The 19,504-nt window shown below is 60.9% G+C and carries 14 protein-coding genes and 1 pseudogene; 4 read left to right on the forward strand and 11 right to left on the reverse strand.

The window, feature by feature from the left end:
- Nucleotides 1-12: 12 nt before the first annotated feature.
- Complete coding sequence (locus tag V7066_RS24100) at nt 13-3,513, forward strand: indolepyruvate ferredoxin oxidoreductase family protein (RefSeq protein ID WP_334185503.1); 3,501 nt, start codon at nt 13-15, stop codon at nt 3,511-3,513.
- Between the two features lie 4 nt (nt 3,514-3,517).
- Here the strand turns inward: V7066_RS24100 and V7066_RS24105 are convergent, their stop codons facing one another.
- The 8 genes from V7066_RS24105 to V7066_RS24140 all read right to left on the reverse strand — a co-directional run bounded on the left by V7066_RS24105 (nt 3,518) and on the right by V7066_RS24140 (nt 12,490).
- Nucleotides 3,518-4,240, reverse strand: coding sequence for a GntR family transcriptional regulator (locus tag V7066_RS24105; protein ID WP_334185504.1), 723 nt, complete (start codon nt 4,238-4,240; stop codon nt 3,518-3,520).
- 320 nt (nt 4,241-4,560) lie between these two features.
- A complete protein-coding gene (locus tag V7066_RS24110; protein ID WP_334185505.1) occupies nt 4,561-5,619 on the reverse strand; it encodes an aromatic ring-hydroxylating dioxygenase subunit alpha in 1,059 nt (352 codons plus the stop codon).
- 10 nt (nt 5,620-5,629) lie between these two features.
- Nucleotides 5,630-7,876: a TonB-dependent receptor gene (locus V7066_RS24115; RefSeq protein WP_334185506.1), complete on the reverse strand. Its 2,247-nt coding sequence runs from the start codon at nt 7,874-7,876 to the stop codon at nt 5,630-5,632.
- A 31-nt stretch (nt 7,877-7,907) separates the two neighbouring features.
- The gene (locus V7066_RS24120; protein WP_334185507.1) at nt 7,908-8,651 is read right to left on the reverse strand and encodes an SDR family NAD(P)-dependent oxidoreductase; all 744 of its coding nucleotides are present in this window, start codon (nt 8,649-8,651) and stop codon (nt 7,908-7,910) included.
- Nucleotides 8,652-8,790: 139 nt separating this feature from the next.
- Nucleotides 8,791-9,639, reverse strand: coding sequence for an isocitrate lyase/PEP mutase family protein (locus tag V7066_RS24125; protein ID WP_334185508.1), 849 nt, complete (start codon nt 9,637-9,639; stop codon nt 8,791-8,793).
- Nucleotides 9,636-10,502: a fumarylacetoacetate hydrolase family protein gene (locus V7066_RS24130; RefSeq protein ID WP_334185509.1), complete on the reverse strand. Its 867-nt coding sequence runs from the start codon at nt 10,500-10,502 to the stop codon at nt 9,636-9,638. The genes V7066_RS24125 and V7066_RS24130 overlap by 4 nt, the downstream gene beginning before the upstream one ends.
- Nucleotides 10,503-10,544: 42 nt before the next feature.
- Nucleotides 10,545-11,534 (reverse strand): cupin domain-containing protein, encoded by a 990-nt coding sequence (locus V7066_RS24135; protein WP_334185510.1) that lies wholly within the window; start codon nt 11,532-11,534, stop codon nt 10,545-10,547.
- Nucleotides 11,535-11,608: 74 nt separating this feature from the next.
- On the reverse strand, nt 11,609-12,490 hold the full coding sequence (locus tag V7066_RS24140; protein WP_334185511.1) for an IclR family transcriptional regulator: 882 nt from the start codon (nt 12,488-12,490) through the stop codon (nt 11,609-11,611).
- Between the two features lie 159 nt (nt 12,491-12,649).
- Between V7066_RS24140 and V7066_RS24145 the strand changes: the two genes are divergently transcribed.
- The 3 genes from V7066_RS24145 to V7066_RS24155 are packed head-to-tail and all read left to right on the forward strand — an operon-like array spanning nt 12,650 to nt 17,050.
- A complete protein-coding gene (locus V7066_RS24145) occupies nt 12,650-14,812 on the forward strand; it encodes an alpha/beta hydrolase fold domain-containing protein (RefSeq protein ID WP_334185512.1) in 2,163 nt (720 codons plus the stop codon).
- Nucleotides 14,809-16,050 carry an MFS transporter gene (locus V7066_RS24150; RefSeq protein ID WP_334185513.1) on the forward strand — a complete coding sequence of 414 codons (1,242 nt, stop codon included), beginning with the start codon at nt 14,809-14,811 and terminating at the stop codon, nt 16,048-16,050. The genes V7066_RS24145 and V7066_RS24150 overlap by 4 nt, the downstream gene beginning before the upstream one ends.
- A 22-nt stretch (nt 16,051-16,072) precedes the next feature.
- Nucleotides 16,073-17,050, forward strand: a complete 978-nt coding sequence (locus tag V7066_RS24155) for a zinc-binding dehydrogenase (protein WP_334185514.1) — start codon at nt 16,073-16,075, stop codon at nt 17,048-17,050.
- 223 nt (nt 17,051-17,273) lie between these two features.
- Here the strand turns inward: V7066_RS24155 and V7066_RS24160 are convergent, their stop codons facing one another.
- From V7066_RS24160 to V7066_RS24170, 3 genes and pseudogenes are all read right to left on the reverse strand, one after another.
- Complete coding sequence (locus tag V7066_RS24160) at nt 17,274-18,125, reverse strand: 3-hydroxyacyl-CoA dehydrogenase family protein (RefSeq protein WP_334185515.1); 852 nt, start codon at nt 18,123-18,125, stop codon at nt 17,274-17,276.
- A 74-nt stretch (nt 18,126-18,199) separates the two neighbouring features.
- The gene (locus tag V7066_RS24165) at nt 18,200-18,973 is read right to left on the reverse strand and encodes an enoyl-CoA hydratase-related protein (protein WP_334185516.1); all 774 of its coding nucleotides are present in this window, start codon (nt 18,971-18,973) and stop codon (nt 18,200-18,202) included.
- An 11-nt stretch (nt 18,974-18,984) separates the two neighbouring features.
- A pseudogene (locus V7066_RS24170) lies at nt 18,985-19,504 on the reverse strand (acetyl-CoA C-acyltransferase); the annotation flags it as partial.

The following is a 19,504-nucleotide window of genomic DNA, read 5'->3' on the forward strand; positions in this document are numbered from 1 at the left end:
GCTGGAGCGGGTATGGAAGAGAGGAATGACGGCAAAATGCAGGCGGTTAAGCTAGCGGACCGGTTCGAGAAGAGATCGGGACAAATCCTCATCAGCGGAGTCCAGGCGCTTGTTCGCCTGATGATTCTTCAGGCCGAACGGGATGCAGCCAACGGCCTTAAGACCGGTGGTTACGTATCAGGCTATCGCGGATCGCCGCTTGGGACACTCGATACAGCTTTTGCCGGCGCTCGCGAGCAGGTCGCTCGTCATCATCTTGTTGTCCAGCCAGCGGTGAATGAGGAACTGGGGGCTACTGCGGTCGCTGGAACCCAGCAGATCGCGCAGACGTCGACCGCGCGAGTCGATGGCATCTTCGCTCTCTGGTACGGAAAAGGGCCAGGCCTCGACCGAGCGTCTGACGCACTCAGGCATGGTAACTATCAAGGTGCCTCGCCGCATGGCGGTGTTGTCCTTGCTGTCGGTGACGATCATCTGGCCAAATCCTCATCCATCATCTGCTACTCAGATGAGGTCGTGGCCGGACTTCAGGTTCCGCTCTTCTATCCTGCAGACGTCGCAGAGATCGTGTCATATGGCCTTCACGGTTTCGCCATGTCCCGTCATACCGGATCCTATGCCGCGCTGAAGATTATTACCGAAGTGGCGGATTCCACCCGTGCGGTCGATACCGAGGAACTGGCGATCAAGCCGGTTCTTCCCGATATCGCGATACCTTCGATTGGGTTACACAACCGTTGGCCGGAAATGCCGCTGGAACAGGAAACGCGGCAGATCGACTTCCGACTTCCCGCCGTAGCGGCCTATGTCCGAGCGAATAAGCTCGATCGCATCGTATTGAAGGGTACTGGTGCGCGGTTTGGGCTCATGGCCGCCGGCAAGAGCTGGCTCGATTTACTTGAAGGATTAAGGCTCATCGGCCTTGACGAAGCGCGGATGGCATCGCTCGGGATCGCTTTGTACAAGCCTGCGTTGATCTGGCCGCTCGAACCCGAAGGACTGAAGGAGTTCGCGCAGGGACTCGACACAATCATCGTGGTCGAGGAGAAGGGTGAGTTCATTGAGCGTCAGGCGAAGTCGATCCTCTACGAATTGGATGCGCATCCCCACGTTTGGGGTAAACGAGGTCCCGACAAGGGCGCGCTTTTGCCTGCCACTGGCGATCTGACCCCGGAGCGCATCGCCTCGGCAGTCGGTGCGCTGCTTGCGGAACTTTCCGCTGATAGCGGCCTTTCCCAATATGCCGAACGGGCGAAAAGGACGATCGAGCTCCAGACAAAATTTGCTGTTCCGCCGGTTATCCGAAAGCCCTTTTTCTGTTCGGGTTGTCCCCACAACCGTTCGACCGTGGTGCCTGACGGCAGCCGTGCCCTCGCTGGCATTGGGTGCCATGGACTTGCTGCCTATAACCGGCCGTTCACAGGATCCTTCGCCCAGATGGGAGGCGAAGGTATCCATTGGATGGGTCTCGCGCCGTTCACGGACGAGAAGCATATCTTCGCCAATATGGGCGACGGCACTTATTTCCATTCCGGACTGCTCGCCATCCGACAGGCGGTCGCGGCTGGCATCAACATCACATACAAGCTCCTCTACAATTCCGCCGTTGCGATGACCGGGGGGCAATCGGTTGATGGCGAACTGACGGTAGAGCAGCTTGTCGATCAACTACGCGCCGAAGGTATCGGGACGATCATTCTCTCGACCGATGATCCAGACCGCTACGCCAATGGTCATCCCGTTCAGAAAAAAGTGGAACGGATCGAGCATCGTGACGATCTTGATGCTTTGCAGCGTGAATTGCGCGAACGAAGCGGCGTCAGCGTGATCATTTATGAACAGATGTGCGCAACGGAGAAACGTCGGTTGCGCAAACGGGGGAAGATGGCGGACCCATCGACCCGGGTCTTCATCAACGACCTCGTTTGTGAAGGCTGCGGCGATTGTTCCGTAAAATCCAACTGCCTGTCTGTCGAACCGGTTGAGACCGCTTTTGGCACAAAGCGCCGGATCAACCAGTCAACGTGCAACAAGGACTATAGCTGCCTGACGGGCTTCTGTCCCAGTTTCGTTACGGTCGAAGGCGGTGTTCCGCGCAAGGCTGTCATGCTTGGCGGTGCGCGTTTCGATGCCGTTACCTTGCCCGTGCCGCCACGTCTGCAGAATGAGCATCAGCGCGTTATCGTATCCGGGATCGGCGGTACGGGCGTCGTCACGATCGGTGCCCTGGTTGCAATGTCGGCGCATATGCAGGGCCAGGAGGTTGGCATTCTGGACCAGGTCGGCATGGCACAGAAAGGTGGAGCGGTGGTCAGCCACCTGCACGTTGCGCGTGAACCAGTCACGGCGCTGCGTATTCCCGCCGAAACTGCGGATCTGATCATCGTCTGTGACGAGATTGTCGGCAACAGTCGCGATGCGATGGCCGCTATTGAGCCTGGGCGTACGCAGGTGCTGGCTAACGCGGATGTCGCGATCACGGGCGACTTCACACAGAATCGCAATGCGATGCCGGATAGCGGGCTTCTTGCCGCGCGTCTTCGTCGGCGTGCCGGGGAAGGGCATGTCACTGCCTATCCTTTCACCCAATTGTCCTTGCGCCTGCTCGGCGATGCGATTGGCTCGAACCTGATGATGGTGGGTTTCGCCTGGCAGAAGGGCTGGCTCGATCTCGATGCCGAGGCCTTCGATGCCGCTATCGCGCTCAACGGAACAGCCGTAGGAATGAATCGCGCGGCTTTCGCGCTTGGCCGCCATCTTGCTGTCGATCCAGATGCGGTGCTTCAAGCTGCTGGCTTCGGCGAGCAGGCGGTACAAGAAGTGGCAGAGAATCTTGTGGCACGTCGGGCTGCCTTCCTTCGAGACTATCAGGATGATGCCTATGCCGAGCGCTACCGCCGGACCGTTGCGCGCATCGCCGGTGCCGAGACAGCGTGCGGTGGTAGCGGCGACCTGACTGATACCGTTGCCCGCACCCTGTTCCGGTTGATGGCGTACAAGGACGAATATGAAGTCGCCAGACTATATACGGATGGTAGCTTCGCGAAATCTCTCGCCGATAGTTTCGAAGGGCCGGTGAAGCTCAAGTTCCACATGGCGCCGCCGATATTGGCCCGCCGCGACAAGGCAAGCGGAGAGTTGCGCAAGCGTCAGTTCGGAAGCTGGATGATGCCTGTTCTCCGCCTTCTCGCGATAGGGAAGAAGTTGCGCGGGACGGCGTTCGATCCATTCGGCTACTCGGTCGAGCGCAAAACGGAGCGCAGGCTTATCACCGATTATGAGGCGCTGATCGAACGCTTGATCAGCAGTCTCGACACCACCCGGCTGTCGGACGCGGTTCGTATCGCCGGGCTGGCGCTTGAAATCCGCGGCTACGGTCATGTCAAGGACAAGGCTGTAGTCGAATATGACCGCATGGTAAGTGAAGCCGTCCTTGACTATGAAAGAGGATCGGAAACGCGTGCGGGGCTGGACGCCATGTGGCCGGCGGATTCGAAAGTCGCCAATTCTTAGAGGATCAGGCAGGCTCGTGCGGCGTGTTGAACGCGAAGATGAAAGGGTCGCCGGGAAAGGTCATTTGAAAAGCCCCGGCAGCCCTGTCATTCCTGTCAAAGGTCACACAGAGAAGCGAAAGAGCGGCCGAGAAGGGTTCGATCGCGAGGTGGCCGGCCGCTTCCGGCTGAGCAGCGATCGCCTTCGCCTCGAAATGGGAGCGGACGAGTTCGATACTGCATTTTTCGCGCATAAGGCGATAGAGAGGATAACGGGTCAACAGATCGGTCGTGATCTCGTCGGCAATGCCGACAGGAAAATAAAGCGTGCCATAGGACCAGGGCTTGCCGTCACGAAAAGCTACCCGGGTGACGAAAGCGAGGCTCGCGTCATGTGGAAAATAGGACTCGAAATGGGCAGGCGTTGTGATTGTCCCACGATCGAGAATCTTGGCGGGCTTGGTAAACTCGCGTGAATACAGGGATTCAAAGGAGGTGGCCCGCTCGGCTGCCGAGGAGGCAAGAGGGCCGACATAAGTACCGCTTCCACGATGGCGGACGATTAATCCTTCTTCTTCAAGCGCACGCAACGCCTGTCGCACAGGGATTACGCTGATCCCATGCTGTTTCGCCAGCCGCACTTCGGCATCAATCTGGTCGCCAGGCTTCAGTCGGCCACCCAGAATATCGGCGCGCAACATCTGCGATAGCTGATACCAGATCGGCAATTTGTTCGAAAAGTTGTTCATCGCGAGCGGAAAATCTCCTTAGAAATCCTCCTAGCATCCGCGGTACAGCGCACAAGTATCCTGGGAGCGCAATTTTCCGAAGGTTTTGACCTATGCGAGAGACGGCGTCACCACTCATACGAGGCTCGTTTGACTGCTCCATATCCACTCGCAAGGCCTCCATCCGCCTCGCGAAATTCACTCCACCACCGCCTCGTACAAGGCCCGGTTCCGTCGGCGCTTACCATCAAGATCGCCTCAGACCTCCTCCGGTCGCGCTCACTGCACCCGGTTCGATAGGGAATCGTCGGGCGTGTTCGCGCGGGATCGACCGGTTCGCGTTAATCGACGGCGATAAGCGTCGCAGGCTTATGCACTGCTTCACAGTTGTTCTGCTCCTGATCCAACAGCCGCTGTAGCAGACGGCGTCCGAGCACAGGCGCCTCATCAATCTCCCAGGCGACGCGCGGGATCATATCCGGTTGTTCGGAAAGAGCGGCCTGCTGCTTCTCCAACATTGCGCGGTCTTCGCCGAAGACATGATAGGTCGCAGCGATGATCGCGTCGTCGAGAGCTGCGTCATTGAGCCTGTAGTTGCGCGACGAGACAAAAAAATAGTGGGTACGATCTTCGTCCTCGGGCGTGAGGAGATGAAGGGTGCGCTGCTCATAAGGCTTCGGATGCCTGTGCTCCGACGACCGCATGGTGGAGACCGTCAGATTGATCCCGGGCGGGAGATAGATCGCGGTCTGGACACGATCTATATGCCCGGAAAGACCCATGAAGCTGCCAAAGGCGGGTGGCACTTCGATCCCGTTCATGAGGCGGCATGCCTCCACCCGCCCCATCTCAGCGGTCACGGCCACCGGGAAGCGGGCGATGATCTCTTCCTTGCCATTGCCGATCGATCCCGGGTGGAGGAAGCTTTCATGCGAGAGATCGAGCAGATTGTCGTTTAGCAGGCGGTAATCCGCGCCGATGGTCAGATAGCCCGAACAGGCTTGCCAGTCCGGGCTACCGAGCCACCAGAAGTCGGGGATTGCGTCCAGATCGGCAAGCGATGGCTCGCCCATCCAAATCCAGAGCAGGTTCCAACGCGCTACCGTGGGAAAGGTCCGAACCTTGGCGGACGCATGAATCCTCTCGCGCCCCGGCATATCGGTGCATCGGCCATCAGCGTTGAACCGCATGCCGTGATAGCCGCAGACGATCTCATCGTGGTCGCGAAAGCCTGCTGAGAGAGGCACCATGCGATGCGGACACCGGTCCTCGAGCGCAGTGATCTGACCAGCCGCGGTCCGGAACAGCACTACGCGTTCGCCGCAGATCCGCCGTTCGACGAAATCGTCTCCTAACTCATCGAGGTGCCCGCAGACATACCAGTTGTTGCGCAGCCACATATACGCCTCCTCAGAAATGCATGCCCGCCGTCACGCCGAACGTGCGGGGATCACCCAGTTGGCCGCCGATCGAGTAACCGACGAACACGTTCCCGACAGTGCTCGAAACGCGATAGTCCTTGTTGGCGAGGTTACGTACCCAGGCGCCGAGCGACCAGCCGGCATGCGCATTGTAGGTCACGAACGCGTTGAAGACTGCGTAGGCCGGCTGGGAGACTTCGGCGCGATTATAGGGCGAGAAGTAGATGCGATCTTTCCATGTTCCGTCGGCGCGGAAGGTCAGATCCCCCTTGGGCAAGCGCGCGCGATAGGTAGCATCGACGGTAATGGTATACGGCGGGGACTGAGGCAGGCGATTGCCCTTCAAATCCTGCACGCCGAGTGAAGGGCGTGCCGGCTCCGCCGTGAGATATTCGTCGAAGCGCGCATCGAGATAGGAGGCATTAAGCCCAAGCGAAAAGGCGTCGGTCACCGAGCCGCGAATCTCCGCTTCGAGACCCTTGATGGTCGCGGCAGCCGCATTCTCCGTCGTCACCACCGTCCCGTTGACCTTGGTAACCTGGAGGTTGCCATAATCATAATAGAAGGCTGCGAAATTCGCCCGCAGGCGCCGGTCGAACAAAGTCGCCTTCAGTCCGATCTCGTAATCGTCCAGCCGCTCGGGTTTGAAGGCAGGGGTGAGTGACCCCAGGGCAAAGCCACCGCTCTTGAAGCCCCGCGAGAAGGTCGCATAGGCGAGGATCTGCGGTGTGAACTTATATTGGAGGGTGACCTTGGGGTCGAACGAGGATGCGCTCGTGGAATTGGGCGTGAGCGGAAAGGTGAGTGTGACATTGGGATTGTAGACACTCGCCAAATCCGTGTTCGTATATTCCCGCACGTCCTTCTTTTCGTGGCTGTACCGCCCGCCGAGCGTCAGGCTGAGCTTGTCGGTAATATCGATATCGGCCTGGGCGAAGGCGGCATAGGCGTTGGTGATCAACGTGCCGCCGAACTGCACGCCCTGATATTTGGTTCCCGTGACGCCTAGCTGACGCCCCGGCGGTCCAGGCAAGGTCGAGGCCCCGTCGAGGATTACATGGGTCAGGCCGTAATCATTCTCGTGGAAATAATAGCCGCCGCCGATCAGCTTCAGGCGATCGAAATCGGCCACGATGCGGACCTCCTGGCTGAATTGCCTGGCTTTTTCGTAGATTTGCTGACGAGTGAGTTCCGCTGTCGTCCCGTCGACGCCTGTCCAAAGGTTCGTCTTGGTAGAACGATAGGCTGAAAGCGAGGTGAGCGTCAGCTGATCGGCAAGCGGCAAAGTGAGTTCGCCTGATACGCCGAATAGCTCGCGGAAATAGGACGGCTGGTAGCCCGCATAGTCACGCGGATCGCTCGGCAAAGCGGCGCCGAGCACCAATCCGCGCGGTGTCACACTCGGGTTGCCCGCGCCGAAATCGTGGCGTCCGCCGCTCGCATCGTTGCGCCGGCTGTAGTCGGCGCTCAGCTTGAAGCTCATACCGTTGGAGGGGGCGAACACCAGCTTGCCTCGTACCGCGCGGGAGCGTTCGTCGTCGACATCTTTGCCATTGCTGATATTCGTACCAAAACCGTTGCGATCGGTTGTCTGGAATGCCAGCCGGGCGGAGAGCGTGTCGGACAGTGGACCCGAAACCGCACCTTCCGTCTGCACATAGCCGTAGTTGCCAGCGCTCAGGAGGCCGTAGCCGCTGAGGGCGGTGGTCGGATCGTTGGTGATGACGTTGATCGCACCGGCAGTGGCGTTGCGGCCATAAAGCGTGCCTTGCGGTCCGCGTAGAACCTCGATCCGGGAGACGTCGAAAAGGTTCGTCAGTTGCGCTGTCGGGCGGCTGATATACACGCCGTCGAGATAGGCGGCGGTTCGAGCCTCGCTGCCGGGCGTGATCGAATCGAACGCTACGCCGCGCAGCGAAACCTGCGCAGTGCCGGAATAACGCGAGAAATTGAGATTCGGAACCGATGTGCTGAGCGATTCCACAGTGTTGATCTGACGGCTTCGAAGATCCTGTCCATCGACGGCGGTAATTGCGAGTGGGATCTTCTGAACAGAAGAAGAGCGTCGTTCCGCGGTCACGATGATGTCTGCGACTTCCGGCCTGGCGGAGGAGGGGGCATCGCTCGTCTGAGGAGCCGGTGTCGCGGGCGAGGTCGGCGGGGCTGTCTGAGCATCTACCCGGCCCGCAAACATCGCGGCGCTCGTCATTAAGATGATGGCTCCGTTGACGCTCATTTTCCCCTCCATTTTCGCTATTTTTCAGGTGTTATTGATAGGCCCTGCCGCCATCGATGACGTAGTTGCTGCCGGTCACGTAAGATGCGTCGGCACTGATCAGAAATGCCAGAAGCGGTGCGATCTCTTCTGGCCTGGCCAGGCGGTTGCAGGCGTAGCGTGCGACGAAGGCCGCATGCTGGTCGGGTGTCTTGTCCGCAAGAAAGCGTTGCGTCATCGCCGTATCGACAGCGCCGGGACAAACACAATTTACGCGAATATCGGGTGCGAGCTGCGCCGCCATCGTCTTGGTCAGTTGAACAAGACCTCCCTTGGCGGCGGAATAGGCGACGCTTGCCACGCCGGGGCGGATCGCGGCCAGCGCTGCTACGTTGACGATCGAGGGAGCGTTTGATCGCCGCAAATGTGGCAATGCCGCCTGCGAAACGAAGAAAGCCCCGGTCAAATTGGTTTCGAGCACCAAGTGCCAATGCGCTGGTGTCATCGCGTCGATGGTAGTTGTATCGAGTTCGCCTGCCGAGTTGATGACCGCATCGATCCCGTCAAAGGCTAGGGCCGCATCGTTCACCGCCGCAGCAACCTGATCGACGTCTCGAATATCGCACGGTAGTGCGGCGCCGCTCGTTGCCGCAGCGACAGCCTGTAAAGTTTCGACCCGCCGACCAAGAACGGCAACTTTCGCTCCACGCGCCGCACATAGAAGCGCAGTCGCTTTGCCGATCCCGGAACCGCCACCAGTGATTAGCACTCGGGCGCCTGCCAGTTCCATGCCCATGGCACATCTTCTCCCGTGATGCGCTGACCCCTGCCGTTTGCGGCTATCGAACCAACACTATCCAGTAAGCAATAGCAGGATGTTCAAAAAGGGAAAGGCATTTCCCAAAAAGAGATTAATTTTCTTTGGAGGCCGCCAGCTATCCGGCCAGCTTCGTGGCTTCGCGCAATAATGCCATCCCGGCGTCAGCGCTCCCTGGCGTCATCGGTGCGCGCTTACCGTCATTTAGCTGCGAAAGCCTATCACTCATCACCGCCGTGATTGCGGGCAGGAGGACGAGGGGGTGGACGAGAAGCCGATAGCCCAATTCGGCGAGCGCATCGGGAGAGGGCAGCGACCAACCGATCGCGCCATAATCTACGGCGACAAGCGGTGTCGGTGTGAGCCTGCGTGCCACCTGCTCAAGTGTGGATGCATCCTTGACCCCTGCGACGAACAACGCATCGGCGCCGGCATCGCGCATCGCCTCGGCTCGGCGCACGGCCTCGTCGATGCCTTCAACGGTATAGGCGTCGGTCCGGCCGACGATCCAGAAATCAGGATCCGCGCGCGCCGCTACCGCGGCACGCATTTTTGCGGTGATTGTGTGCAGTTCAACCAGCGCTACTGCATTGCCTTGTCCGGGTCGCTTCACTGCGCGGGCCTGATCCTCGATCGTCACCGCCGCCGCCCCGAGGCGCTCATAAGTGGCGATCGTGCGCCTGACCGCCATGTCGTCGCCATATCCGTCATCGCCGTCGACGAGTGTGGGCAACCGCGTTGCGGAAAGGATATCGGCTACGCCGCTTGCCATTTCCCCAAGGCCAGCCAGACCAAGATCCGGGAGCGCATAGCGTGCGGCCAGGAGTGATGAGCCGCTAATGGACAATCCTCGGAACCCTGCCTGCTCGATCAGGCGGGCGGAAAGCGCGTCATGGGCCGAAGGCAGGACGATGGGCGCCCCGCCGTGCGAGAGGAGTTCGCCGAAGCCTCCACCGGGCAGAGTCATTGGGGTTGATGCTGACGAACCAGCACCGTCATTGCCCCAATCGACTGGATCTCGAGCCGGATATTATCGCCGTCATGGACACGCGAGACGCCTGCAGGCGTCCCGGTCATCAGGATGTCGCCGGGATAAAGCGTGTAATAGCGCGATACCCAGGAGATTTGCTCGGCGATTGGCGAGATCATCATTGACGTGTTCGCCGATTGGCGAAGCTCGCCATTGACCTCGAGCTTCAGGTCGAGCGCATCGGGATCGCCGATCTCGTCGGCGGTGACCAGCCAGGGACCAAGCACGGAATAGGTGTCGATCGACTTGCGCAGGCTGCGATCCTGCGTGTCACGCACGACCATGTCGAGACCCAGTGCGTAGCCTGCAACATAGTCCAGCGCGCGCTCCATAGGGATGTCTGTACCCTGTTTGCCGATGACAAGGGCGAGTTCGCCCTCATGATCAGTCCGTTTTTCGGGGAAACGCAACGCGATCCCCTCGCCGGCGCCGACTAGCGAACTGTTCGCCTTGAGGAAAAGGCCGTCAGTGTAGACGGGCCTCGCTTGACCCACGACGCGAAGTTCCGGATCCTCGCAGGCCTCGGTGACATGCTCATGATAATTGACCGGCGTGCCCATGATCTTAGACGGGTTTGCGACCGGACTGAGCAAGCGCAACGTCTCGATCGGGACGCCTGGCGCTTTGGCGGCAATCGTTTCGATCTTTGACCTAAGACGATCGAGATTGGCGATCAAGGCATCGCCCAGCGGATAGGGATAAGCAACCCGTGGTAGTTCATCGATGATCTCGGTGACGTCCCGGATTAGTCCGTCACGCTCGATCCCGATCCGGTTCTCACCGAAGCGGCACAATTTCATAACCCTCTCCCTTGGCCTTCGGTGGCATGCACCCGTTCGCGATCAATCCTGGATTTCGGTCCGCAGAAGATCGAGCCGGCTCAGAACATCCTGGTCGGAGACGACAAACAGGATGGCGCCATCGCTATCGGCACGGTGGCTGGTCCAGCTCCAGCGCGGTAATGTGAAGATGTCGTTCTCTTGCCAGTTCACGCGCTGATCGCCGATCGACGAGGAACCGCACCCGCGTGCAACGAGACAGAGTGCGCTCGCCGTGGTGCGCCGAGCACGCGATGGTGTCGTACCGACCTCAAGGAGTGAGCAATCGAGGTGCGACATCACGGAACCGCCGGTTGCCACGCTGGTATAGCGCATCACTCTTGTTCCGTCCGTCGCGAGAGGCAATGCAGCGAGCGCGCGCTGTGCAACAGCCCAGGGATAGCGGAACATCGGTGAATAGGTCTGTGCTTGCGTGATCTCGGGGCCGAAACCGGGTGCGATAAACTGCGTGTCGCTAAGGGTTGGGGGAAAGATCTCGACCGGGCCGGGCTCGAAGAAGCCTGCGTCGAACGCGTCGGTGAGAGCTGAATCGAGGACGTCGAGCCAGACCGCGCGATTCGGCCCCCGGCTGATATGCGAATGCCATGTATAGGCAGGCGTGATGATCAGGTCCCCGCGTTCCATGGTGCAGTCTTTGCCATCCACAATCGTGCTGACATCGCCGCCATCCTCGATGACGAAGCGCAATGCGTTGGGCGTGTGTCTATGTGGCCGCGCTTCCTCGCCAGGCATCAATATTTGCAGGGCGCCTTGCATCGTCGGCGAGACCGCGATCCCTCTCGCGGCCGGATCTTTCAGCAGCAGCACGCGCCGCTCGGCTTTTGCGGTCGAGGTCTGCTCGACCGCTTCAGTGATGAGGGGCTGAACCTCGCTCCATGCCCAGAGACAGCTCGGCGGTGGTTGCGGTACGCCGAGCTGATGCAGCGTCACTTGCTGCCATAGTGGCGCGAGGTTCGAGCGGGCAGCCCGTTCCGCAAATTCGACATCACCCATCACATCCTCACTGGCATCCGATTTATTTTGAGAAACTCGTTTCCCAAAATGATTATGTCAAGAGGGTCGCGTGGTCATTCGTCGATTTGATACCAGCCCAATTTCCGCGAGGCCTCCCGCGCATGCTCCCTGACTCTCGCCGCGATAGGGTGACCAGGACCGATTCGGCCCCGCCCGCCGCCAAACAGGGTGATTGTCGCGACATTGGTGCCCAATCTGTCATGAATCGGCGCCGCAACGGTGGAAAATCCCAGCGTATCAAAGCGGCGCACTACGGCGTCGAACGGCAAAAAGCGTTCGTCCGGCAAAGAACCGATTGAGAAGGAAACTCCTTCAAGTCGAATAAACTCGCAGACCGCATCGAGCACGTTCGCGTCGATGTCGGCGGCAACATCAGGATTCGTTTCATGGATGGCCGCCAATTCGCGCGAAACGATCGGAGCGGTTTCCTCTGCCTTCCGGTTGGCGAGAAAAAGTCTGCCGGTCGCGGAGCCGAGGAGCGGCAGGACACGTCCCTCCTGGATGCGAATCTGATAACCGGCGCGTCCCGGTCGCCAATGTACGACTGTTGGCCCCTCCGATCCCCAGACTGCAATGTGCCCGTCGAGGCCCGTTTCCGTGACGAGCTTGTCAAGTTCGTCCTGGGCGATTTTGAGATAGTCGAGACGCCCTAACGCCTTCAGGCCGAGTTCAACGATGACCGGGCCGAGGTCGTAATTTCCGGTCGCGGCGTCTTGGACGATAAATCCGGCATCGATCATGCTCGCGAGGTAACGATGTGTCCGGCTCCCTGAGAGCCCGCTGACCGTCGAGGCGTCCTTCAATTTCATCGCTTCGCCTTGCGCGGCAAAAGCCTTGAGCAGGGATAATCCAACGCGCATCGCGCGAATGCCGTTCGCGCTTTCGGAAGAGTCGGATTGGGCAGGCGGCTCAACTGCCATTGCCTTTCGCGCCATTCAAATTTCCTTTTTTCACATTGTCTCCGGAGTGCTTCTCCGACCAATGATCCTGTCATCCCGTTAGCGCGGTCCACTGGCAAGCACTCAAGTGCCAAAATGCTTGACCATTTCAATCTGGGAAATATGTTTCCCAAAGCGAGAGAGAGGGTGCAAGTCATGCGTATCGGCATCATAGGGGGCGGAATCGGTGGCCTGGCTGCCGCAATTGCTCTGAGGAAAATCGGGCTGGAGCCGATTGTCTACGAGCAGGCAACGGCATTCGGGAGTGTAGGTGCAGGGATTGTCCTTGCACCAAATACGATGCGTGCGCTCGATTGGCTGGGGGCGGGCGATCACATTCGCGCGATCAACAGCCCCCTGGCGGCTTCGACCTACAACAATCTTACCACCGGGGAGGAGATATTCCGCACCGTTCTCGGAGAACGCGCCGCGCAACGCTGGGGGCGTCATCTCTACACCACGCATCGCAGTGACCTCGTTCAAGCCCTGGCTGCGTGCCTGCCTTCTGAGTCGCTGTGTCTTGCCAAGCGAGTCGAGTATGTTCGTGAGCACGATACAGGTGTTACCGTAGCGTTCGCCGATGGTGGCCGTGAGCAGTTCGATCTGCTGATCGGCGCCGACGGGCTGAAATCTTCGGTGCGCGCGACGCTCGGCGTCGAAACGGACGCCATTTTCACCGGCTACCTCGCCTGGCGCACGACTTTTGATGCGTCGCGTCTGCGGCGCAAACCATCCCCGGAGACGGCTGTGTGGGGCGGGCCGGGGCGCCATGTCGTGCGCTACCCGATCCGCAAAGGCACCGAACTTTATACGGCTTTTTATGTACCAGCAGCCGAAATCCACCGCGAGACATGGGAAGTGTCTGGCGATATCGCGGATTTGCGCGCGTCGTTCCGTGACTGCTGCGAAGATGTCGCGGACACATTGGCGGCAGTCGACAAGGCGTTTATCACAGGCATCTTCTATCGTTCGCCGCTGGACCGATGGCACAGCCGCAGGATCGTGTTGACCGGCGACGCGGCGCACTCGGTGCTGCCAACTTCCGGCTCGGGGTCGGGGCTTGCACTGGAGGATGCCGTCGTACTCGCACGTTCGATCGAGCAGCATGGCATCGACCGGGCGGAAGAGGCGTTCGCCGCCTTTCAGGAACGGCGATGGGCCCGGGCAACGCGTATCCAGGCGGCGTCGCGCGTTGACCTGGAGGCCTTCCATGAAACCGATCTTGGAAGGATTGCTGCCCGCGACGGGCGCTATCGCGGCATGGCCCGGATCGACCCGATGGGGGAGCTCAAATGGTCATGGATTTACAGTTACGATGCCGTTGCGGAAGCAGACCTATCGATCGAGCAGGTCGCCCCAACCGACGACAGCGACCCACCAGCGCGGGGTGAGGCGCTCAAGGCTTTCGACATGTGGCGGACCGCGCTTTCGATCGAAGATCGTGCGCGGGGATGGATCGGCCAGCGTGAAGGATACGCTCGCTTTCTCGAAGGGTTGACAGGCAGTGCGAGTAATTTCGCGGTGGAACCAATATCGTGCGATGGTGTGCCAGCGCTTCGTGTGGTTCCCGAGGGCGGCGAGGCGGGACCCTGCATCCTGCACCTTCACGGCGGGGGGTTTATTTTCGGATCGGCCATCGCTGCCGTGCCACTGGCGGCCCGGCTCGCTGAGGCGGCCGGTGGGTGGGCGATCGTGCCCGACTACCGCCTGGCGCCCGAAAATCCCTATCCCGCTGCGATCGATGATGTCCGACAGGTGTGGACCTGGCTGGAAGAACGGGAAATCGACGCGGCGCTTAGTGGTGAATGCGCTGGCGGTGGTCTTGCGCTCGCGCTTGCGCGGTGGCTCGCCGAAAACAAGCGCAGGTCGCCCAGGCTGGTCGCCCTATTCTCACCCTTTCTGGATCCGCTGCTCAAGGCGGACAGCATCGATCGCAACGCGCGGCGCGACCCCTGGATGTCGCGGCCGATGCTTACCGAGATGGCGGGTTCCTATCTGCAGGATAGCGACCCTGCCAGTTCTGCGCTGTCACTAGAGATGGGCGAGCTCCGGAGCTTACCTCCGCTGCGGATATGGAGCGCGACGTCCGAGGCATTGCACGATGATGCCATCCGGCTTGCCGAGCAAATCGCGGCGAGCGGCGGCGATGTAAAAGCGGTTGCCGTCGAGGACAGCGTGCCTTCTTTCGTGCTGTTTGATTTCCTGCCCGAGACACGCACGGCCATCCAGGATTTCGGGAACGAGGTTGCGGACCTATTTCACCGTCACTGTCCTGCGGGCAATCGTTGCTCACCGCACTTTGATGAGACGCCGTCGTGACGACGACCCCGGACAGGCCACCGATCGATCCGGTCACGGCCGTTCGCGCAGTGCTGGGCGCAGGGCTCGGCGTCATGCTCGGCGGCGGAGCGATGCTTTTCCATTCGGCGGGTGTCTTCGTGCTTCCCATCGTTCAGGGTACGGGGTGGAGCCGGGTTTCGATCCTTTCGGCCATAGGCTTCACTGCGGTCGTCTTCGGCCTCATGTCTCCCGTCACCGGCTATTTTGTCGATCGTCTGAAGCCTCGCCGGTTCGCGCTCTTCTCGCTGCCGCTGCTGGGACTCGGGCTGGCGCTGGTCGGCATCCTGCCGACCAGCGCGCTCGGGTTCCAGGCGACGATGATCCTTGCGTCGATACTGGGCGCCGGACAGGCACCGCATGCCTATACCTATTCCCTCAACGGCCTTTTCGATCGTCGGCGAGGGCTTGCGCTCGGCATCTGCCTCAGCTTCTCCGGTATCGGCCTGGCGCTCGTCGCGCCGCTGGCAACCGCGCTCATCGGCGCGTTCGGCTGGCGTCTTGCCTACGTGGTGCTTGGCGCGATTGTTGCAGTTCTCGGGCTGTTCGTGGCCGCGTTCCTGGTGGTGGACCCGCCGCGTTCCGCCAAGGCCTCTGAGGCACAAGGGACCACCGTCGCGCAAGCGTTGCGGACGCGTCGATTCTGGCTGCTGATCTGCGCAGCGTTTCTGATCGCCGGTTCGGTCGGGGCGGGGACGGTGCATATGCCGATCGTCGCGGCCGCGCGTGGCATTGCCGCCGAACGCGCGGCCCTCGCGCTGGGCCTGCTTGGCATCAGCACGATCGCATCACGGCTGATCCTCGGCTATTTTCTCGACCGCTTCCCCGCACCGTTGCTCTGTGCCATTGCCTTCATCGCACCGGGTATCGCGCATCTTCTCCTGATCCATGCCGATGGCTACACTTTGTTCGCCGCAGCACTGCTCTACGGCGTCGGGTTCGGCGTGGAGATGGATGCTCTCGCCTATCTGACCGCGAGCTATTTCGGTCTTCGCCACTTTGGCAAGATCTTTGGAGTCCTTTTCCTCGCGATCGGAGTCGGTACAGGCTTCGGGCCAGTCCTCGTAGGGATGATCGCGACTACGAGCGCCGGCTACCCGATGGCGCTCGCCACGACTGCCGTGGGAGCCTGGATCGCGGCGCTGCTGATGCTCATGCTGGGCGGTGCATCGCAGTTACGGCGCTGCATTCCGGTCGGCGCGACGGCAGCAAGACCTTGAGCGCCCAAAGAGGACATCCAGAATGAAAGCGCTTGTTGTGGTTGCCGAATCATCGGCTAGGACGCTGGTGCTGGCAGAACTTCCCGAACCTGTGCCCGGCCCGGATGATCTGCTCGTCGCTGTCCATCATGCCGGTGTCAACCGGGCAGACCTCGCGCTGTCGGCGAGCCACTATCCGTCGACAGCGGAACCGATCGTGGCTGGCAAGGAACTCGCCGGCACCGTGATCGGCATGGGAAGGGACTGTCGAGGCTTCGACATCGGCGATCGCGTCATGGCGCTTTCCAGCGGGTGTTTCGCCGAAGTCGCGCTCGCCGACCATCGGTTGACCATGCGGCTCCCTGAGACGATCGACTTCATCACCGCTGCGTCGCTGCCCGCCTGGTATTTGACAGCTCACAATGCGCTCGTGACCGAGGGTGGCATGGTCGCTGGCGCGGATATCCTCATCCAGGGCGCGACGTCGGGCGTGGGCATGGCCGTTGCCCAGATCGCGAAGCTCCGGGGCGCGCGTCGGATCATCGGGATCGGTCGCAACCAGGAGAAGCTGGCGCGCCTCGCCGGCATCGACGTTGACCTGGCGATCGCGGCGCGCGCTGGCTGGCATCATGAAGTGGTGGCGGCGACCGACGGGCAAGGCGTCGATCTGGTCGTTGACATGGTGGGTGGCGGCGTCTTGCAAGAAAACTTGGCCGCGCTGAAATTACGTGGCCGGATGGTGGCGGTGGGCCGCATCGGCGGAACGAAGGATATGTTGGACCTTGAAATGCTGGCACTCAAGCGGCTGACCATTGTCGGTGTCACATTTCGAACCCGGACGATCGAGGAACGGGCGGCCATCGTCTGTTCATTTCAGAACGATCTACTTCCCGCGATCGCCGAACGCTCCCTTTTGCCGCTGATAGACACTGTATTCTCGCTCGACGCATTCGAGGAAGCGCGCGATTATGTCATGCGAGATGACCATTTTGGAAAAGTCGTCCTGCAGATTATGCGCTGACATTGAACCGTTCGACGGCGGATCTCCACGGACCACCGAAATCTAAAACATAGGCGACGCTGTGAGAGTGAAGGCGCTCACGCTGCGCACGGAGGCCATTACCATTGAGATGATCAAGAGCACCATTCACTGGAATATGGGGCAAGCGCTATCGTAGACATCATGCGACGGGAAACCAACGGCTTGCTAACGTGCCAATGGGATTGACCAGTCGCGAACTCTCCTATTTTTTGGCCGGCACGAGCCAGCCCGACTTGCCCTTGCCGCCGCCATAACCTGCCTTGACGCGCTGCTTAAGGAGCGGGGGCGGACGAAACCGCTCGCCATAAGCCTCCTGCATGATTTCCTGGGCCTGCACGCAAAGGCTGGATGTCACGGCATCCATCAATGCGAAAGGTCCGATCGGATGCCCCAGGCCAAGCCGGCACGCCGTGTCGAGATCCTCAGGTGTCGCCACACCTTCCTCGACCAGCTTTACCGCTTCGATGATGAACATGTGGAGCATGCGGTTGACGGCGAAGCCGGCAACATCCTTCACGCGGATCGCTGTCTTGCCGATGTCGGTCATGATGCCGATCACCTGCGTCACCACCGCCGCGTCGGTGTCGAAGCCGGGGATCACCTCGACCAGCTTCATGCGGGAGACCGGCGAGAAATAATGGGTCCCGATGAACCGGCCACGGCGCTCCTCCGGCACCTCCGCCGCCAACGTGGAGATCGGAATGGTCGAAGTGTTGGTGGCGATGATGCAAGACGGCGCCGTGATCTTCGCCAGCGCCTGCAGCACCGGCCGCTTCACATCCACGGCTTCGAACACTGCTTCCGTCACCAGTTCGCGATCGGCGAAGTCCTGCAATTCCGTGGTCGGATAAATCCGCGCAAGGGTAGGATCGATCTCACTTGCCTCAAAGAAGCCGCGATCAACCCCCTTCGTCATGAGGCTTCGCAGCCGTGCCATCGCCCGGTCCAGGCTCGCCTGGTCGCGGTCATTAAGAAGCACATCATGACCGGCGAGTGCAAAAACCAGCGCGATCTCCGCCCCCATCAGCCCTGCACCGACCACACCGATCTTCATCACTTCCATCCTCTTCAAATGTGAGCCCCGCACGGGAGCCATGGTTTCGTGGATATCGTCCAGCGCCCTGTCGCTCAGCGCCCTTTCCAGATCGCCGGGCGCTTCTCGATGAAGGCGCGCGGCCCTTCCGCGAAATCCTCGGTCAGCATCACGCGGTCCTGCGCTTCCAGCCCGAGCGCGAACAGCGCGTCATCGTCGAGATCATAGGCCTTCCGGGCGACGCCCAGAGTTTCACGCACGGCGATCGGGGCATTGGCGCAGATCCGCGAAGCCAGCGCGATCGCCTCGTCGACGGCTTGCCCCTGCGGCACCACCCGATTGACCAACCCCAGTTCACCGGCGCGGGCCGCGGGAAGCCGATCGCCGGTCGCGAGCAATTCCAGCGCAATCGCGCGGGGCAGGGCGCGCACGATCCGGTAGACGCCGCCCGCCGCGGCGATGAGGCCACGCATCACTTCGGGGAGCGCGAACACGGATTGCTCTGCAGCGACGATCATGTCGCAGGCAAGCGCGATCTCGCAGCCGCCGGCCATCGCGTACCCCTCGACGCCGGCGATCCACACCTTCTGGCGCGGATGCTTGACGAAGCCGGCGAAGGCGCCGTCGGACGTATAGAGATCGTCCATTCGTCCGGCCGAGACCTCCTTGAGGTCTGCCCCGGCGCAGAAGGCCACGCCGCCCGCGCCGGTGAGCACCGCCGCCCAGATGTCAGGGTCGGCCTCGACCGTCTTGACGGCCTGGTCGAGCAGCTGCGCGACGGCGCCATTGACCGAGTTGCGTGCCTCGGGACGCTGGATCGTTACGAGGGCAACATGCGGCGCGGCGATTTCAAGCGTTACGGCGTCCATGATCGGTGTCCTTAATAGATTTCGAACAGGCCGGCCGCGCCCATGCCGCCGCCGACGCACATGGTCACGACGCCGTAGCGCGCACCGCGTCGCCGTCCCTCGATGAGAATATGGCCCGTCATCCGCGCGCCGCTCATGCCATAGGGATGGCCCACAGCGATCGCGCCGCCCGAAACGTTCAGACGATCATTGGGAATGCCCAGCCGATCGCGGCAATAGATGACCTGACTGGCGAAGGCCTCGTTGAGTTCCCAGAGGCCGATATCATCGATCGTGAGACCGTGCCGCTCCAGCAGCCGCGGCACGGCGAAAACAGGACCGATGCCCATCTCCTCGGGATCGCATCCGGCGACGGCCATGCCGCGATAGGCACCCAGCGGGGCCAGACCCCGCCGGCTTGCCTCATCGACACTCATCAGCACCAGAGCTGCCGCGCCATCGGACAGCTGGCTGCTGTTGCCGGCGGTGACCGAGCCACCCGGTTCGAGCTGTTGCCCGCCTTTGTAGGCGGGCGGCAATCCAGCGATCGCT

The sequence above is a fragment of the Novosphingobium sp. genome (assembly GCF_036820275.1).
Lineage (GTDB): Bacteria > Pseudomonadota > Alphaproteobacteria > Sphingomonadales > Sphingomonadaceae > Novosphingobium.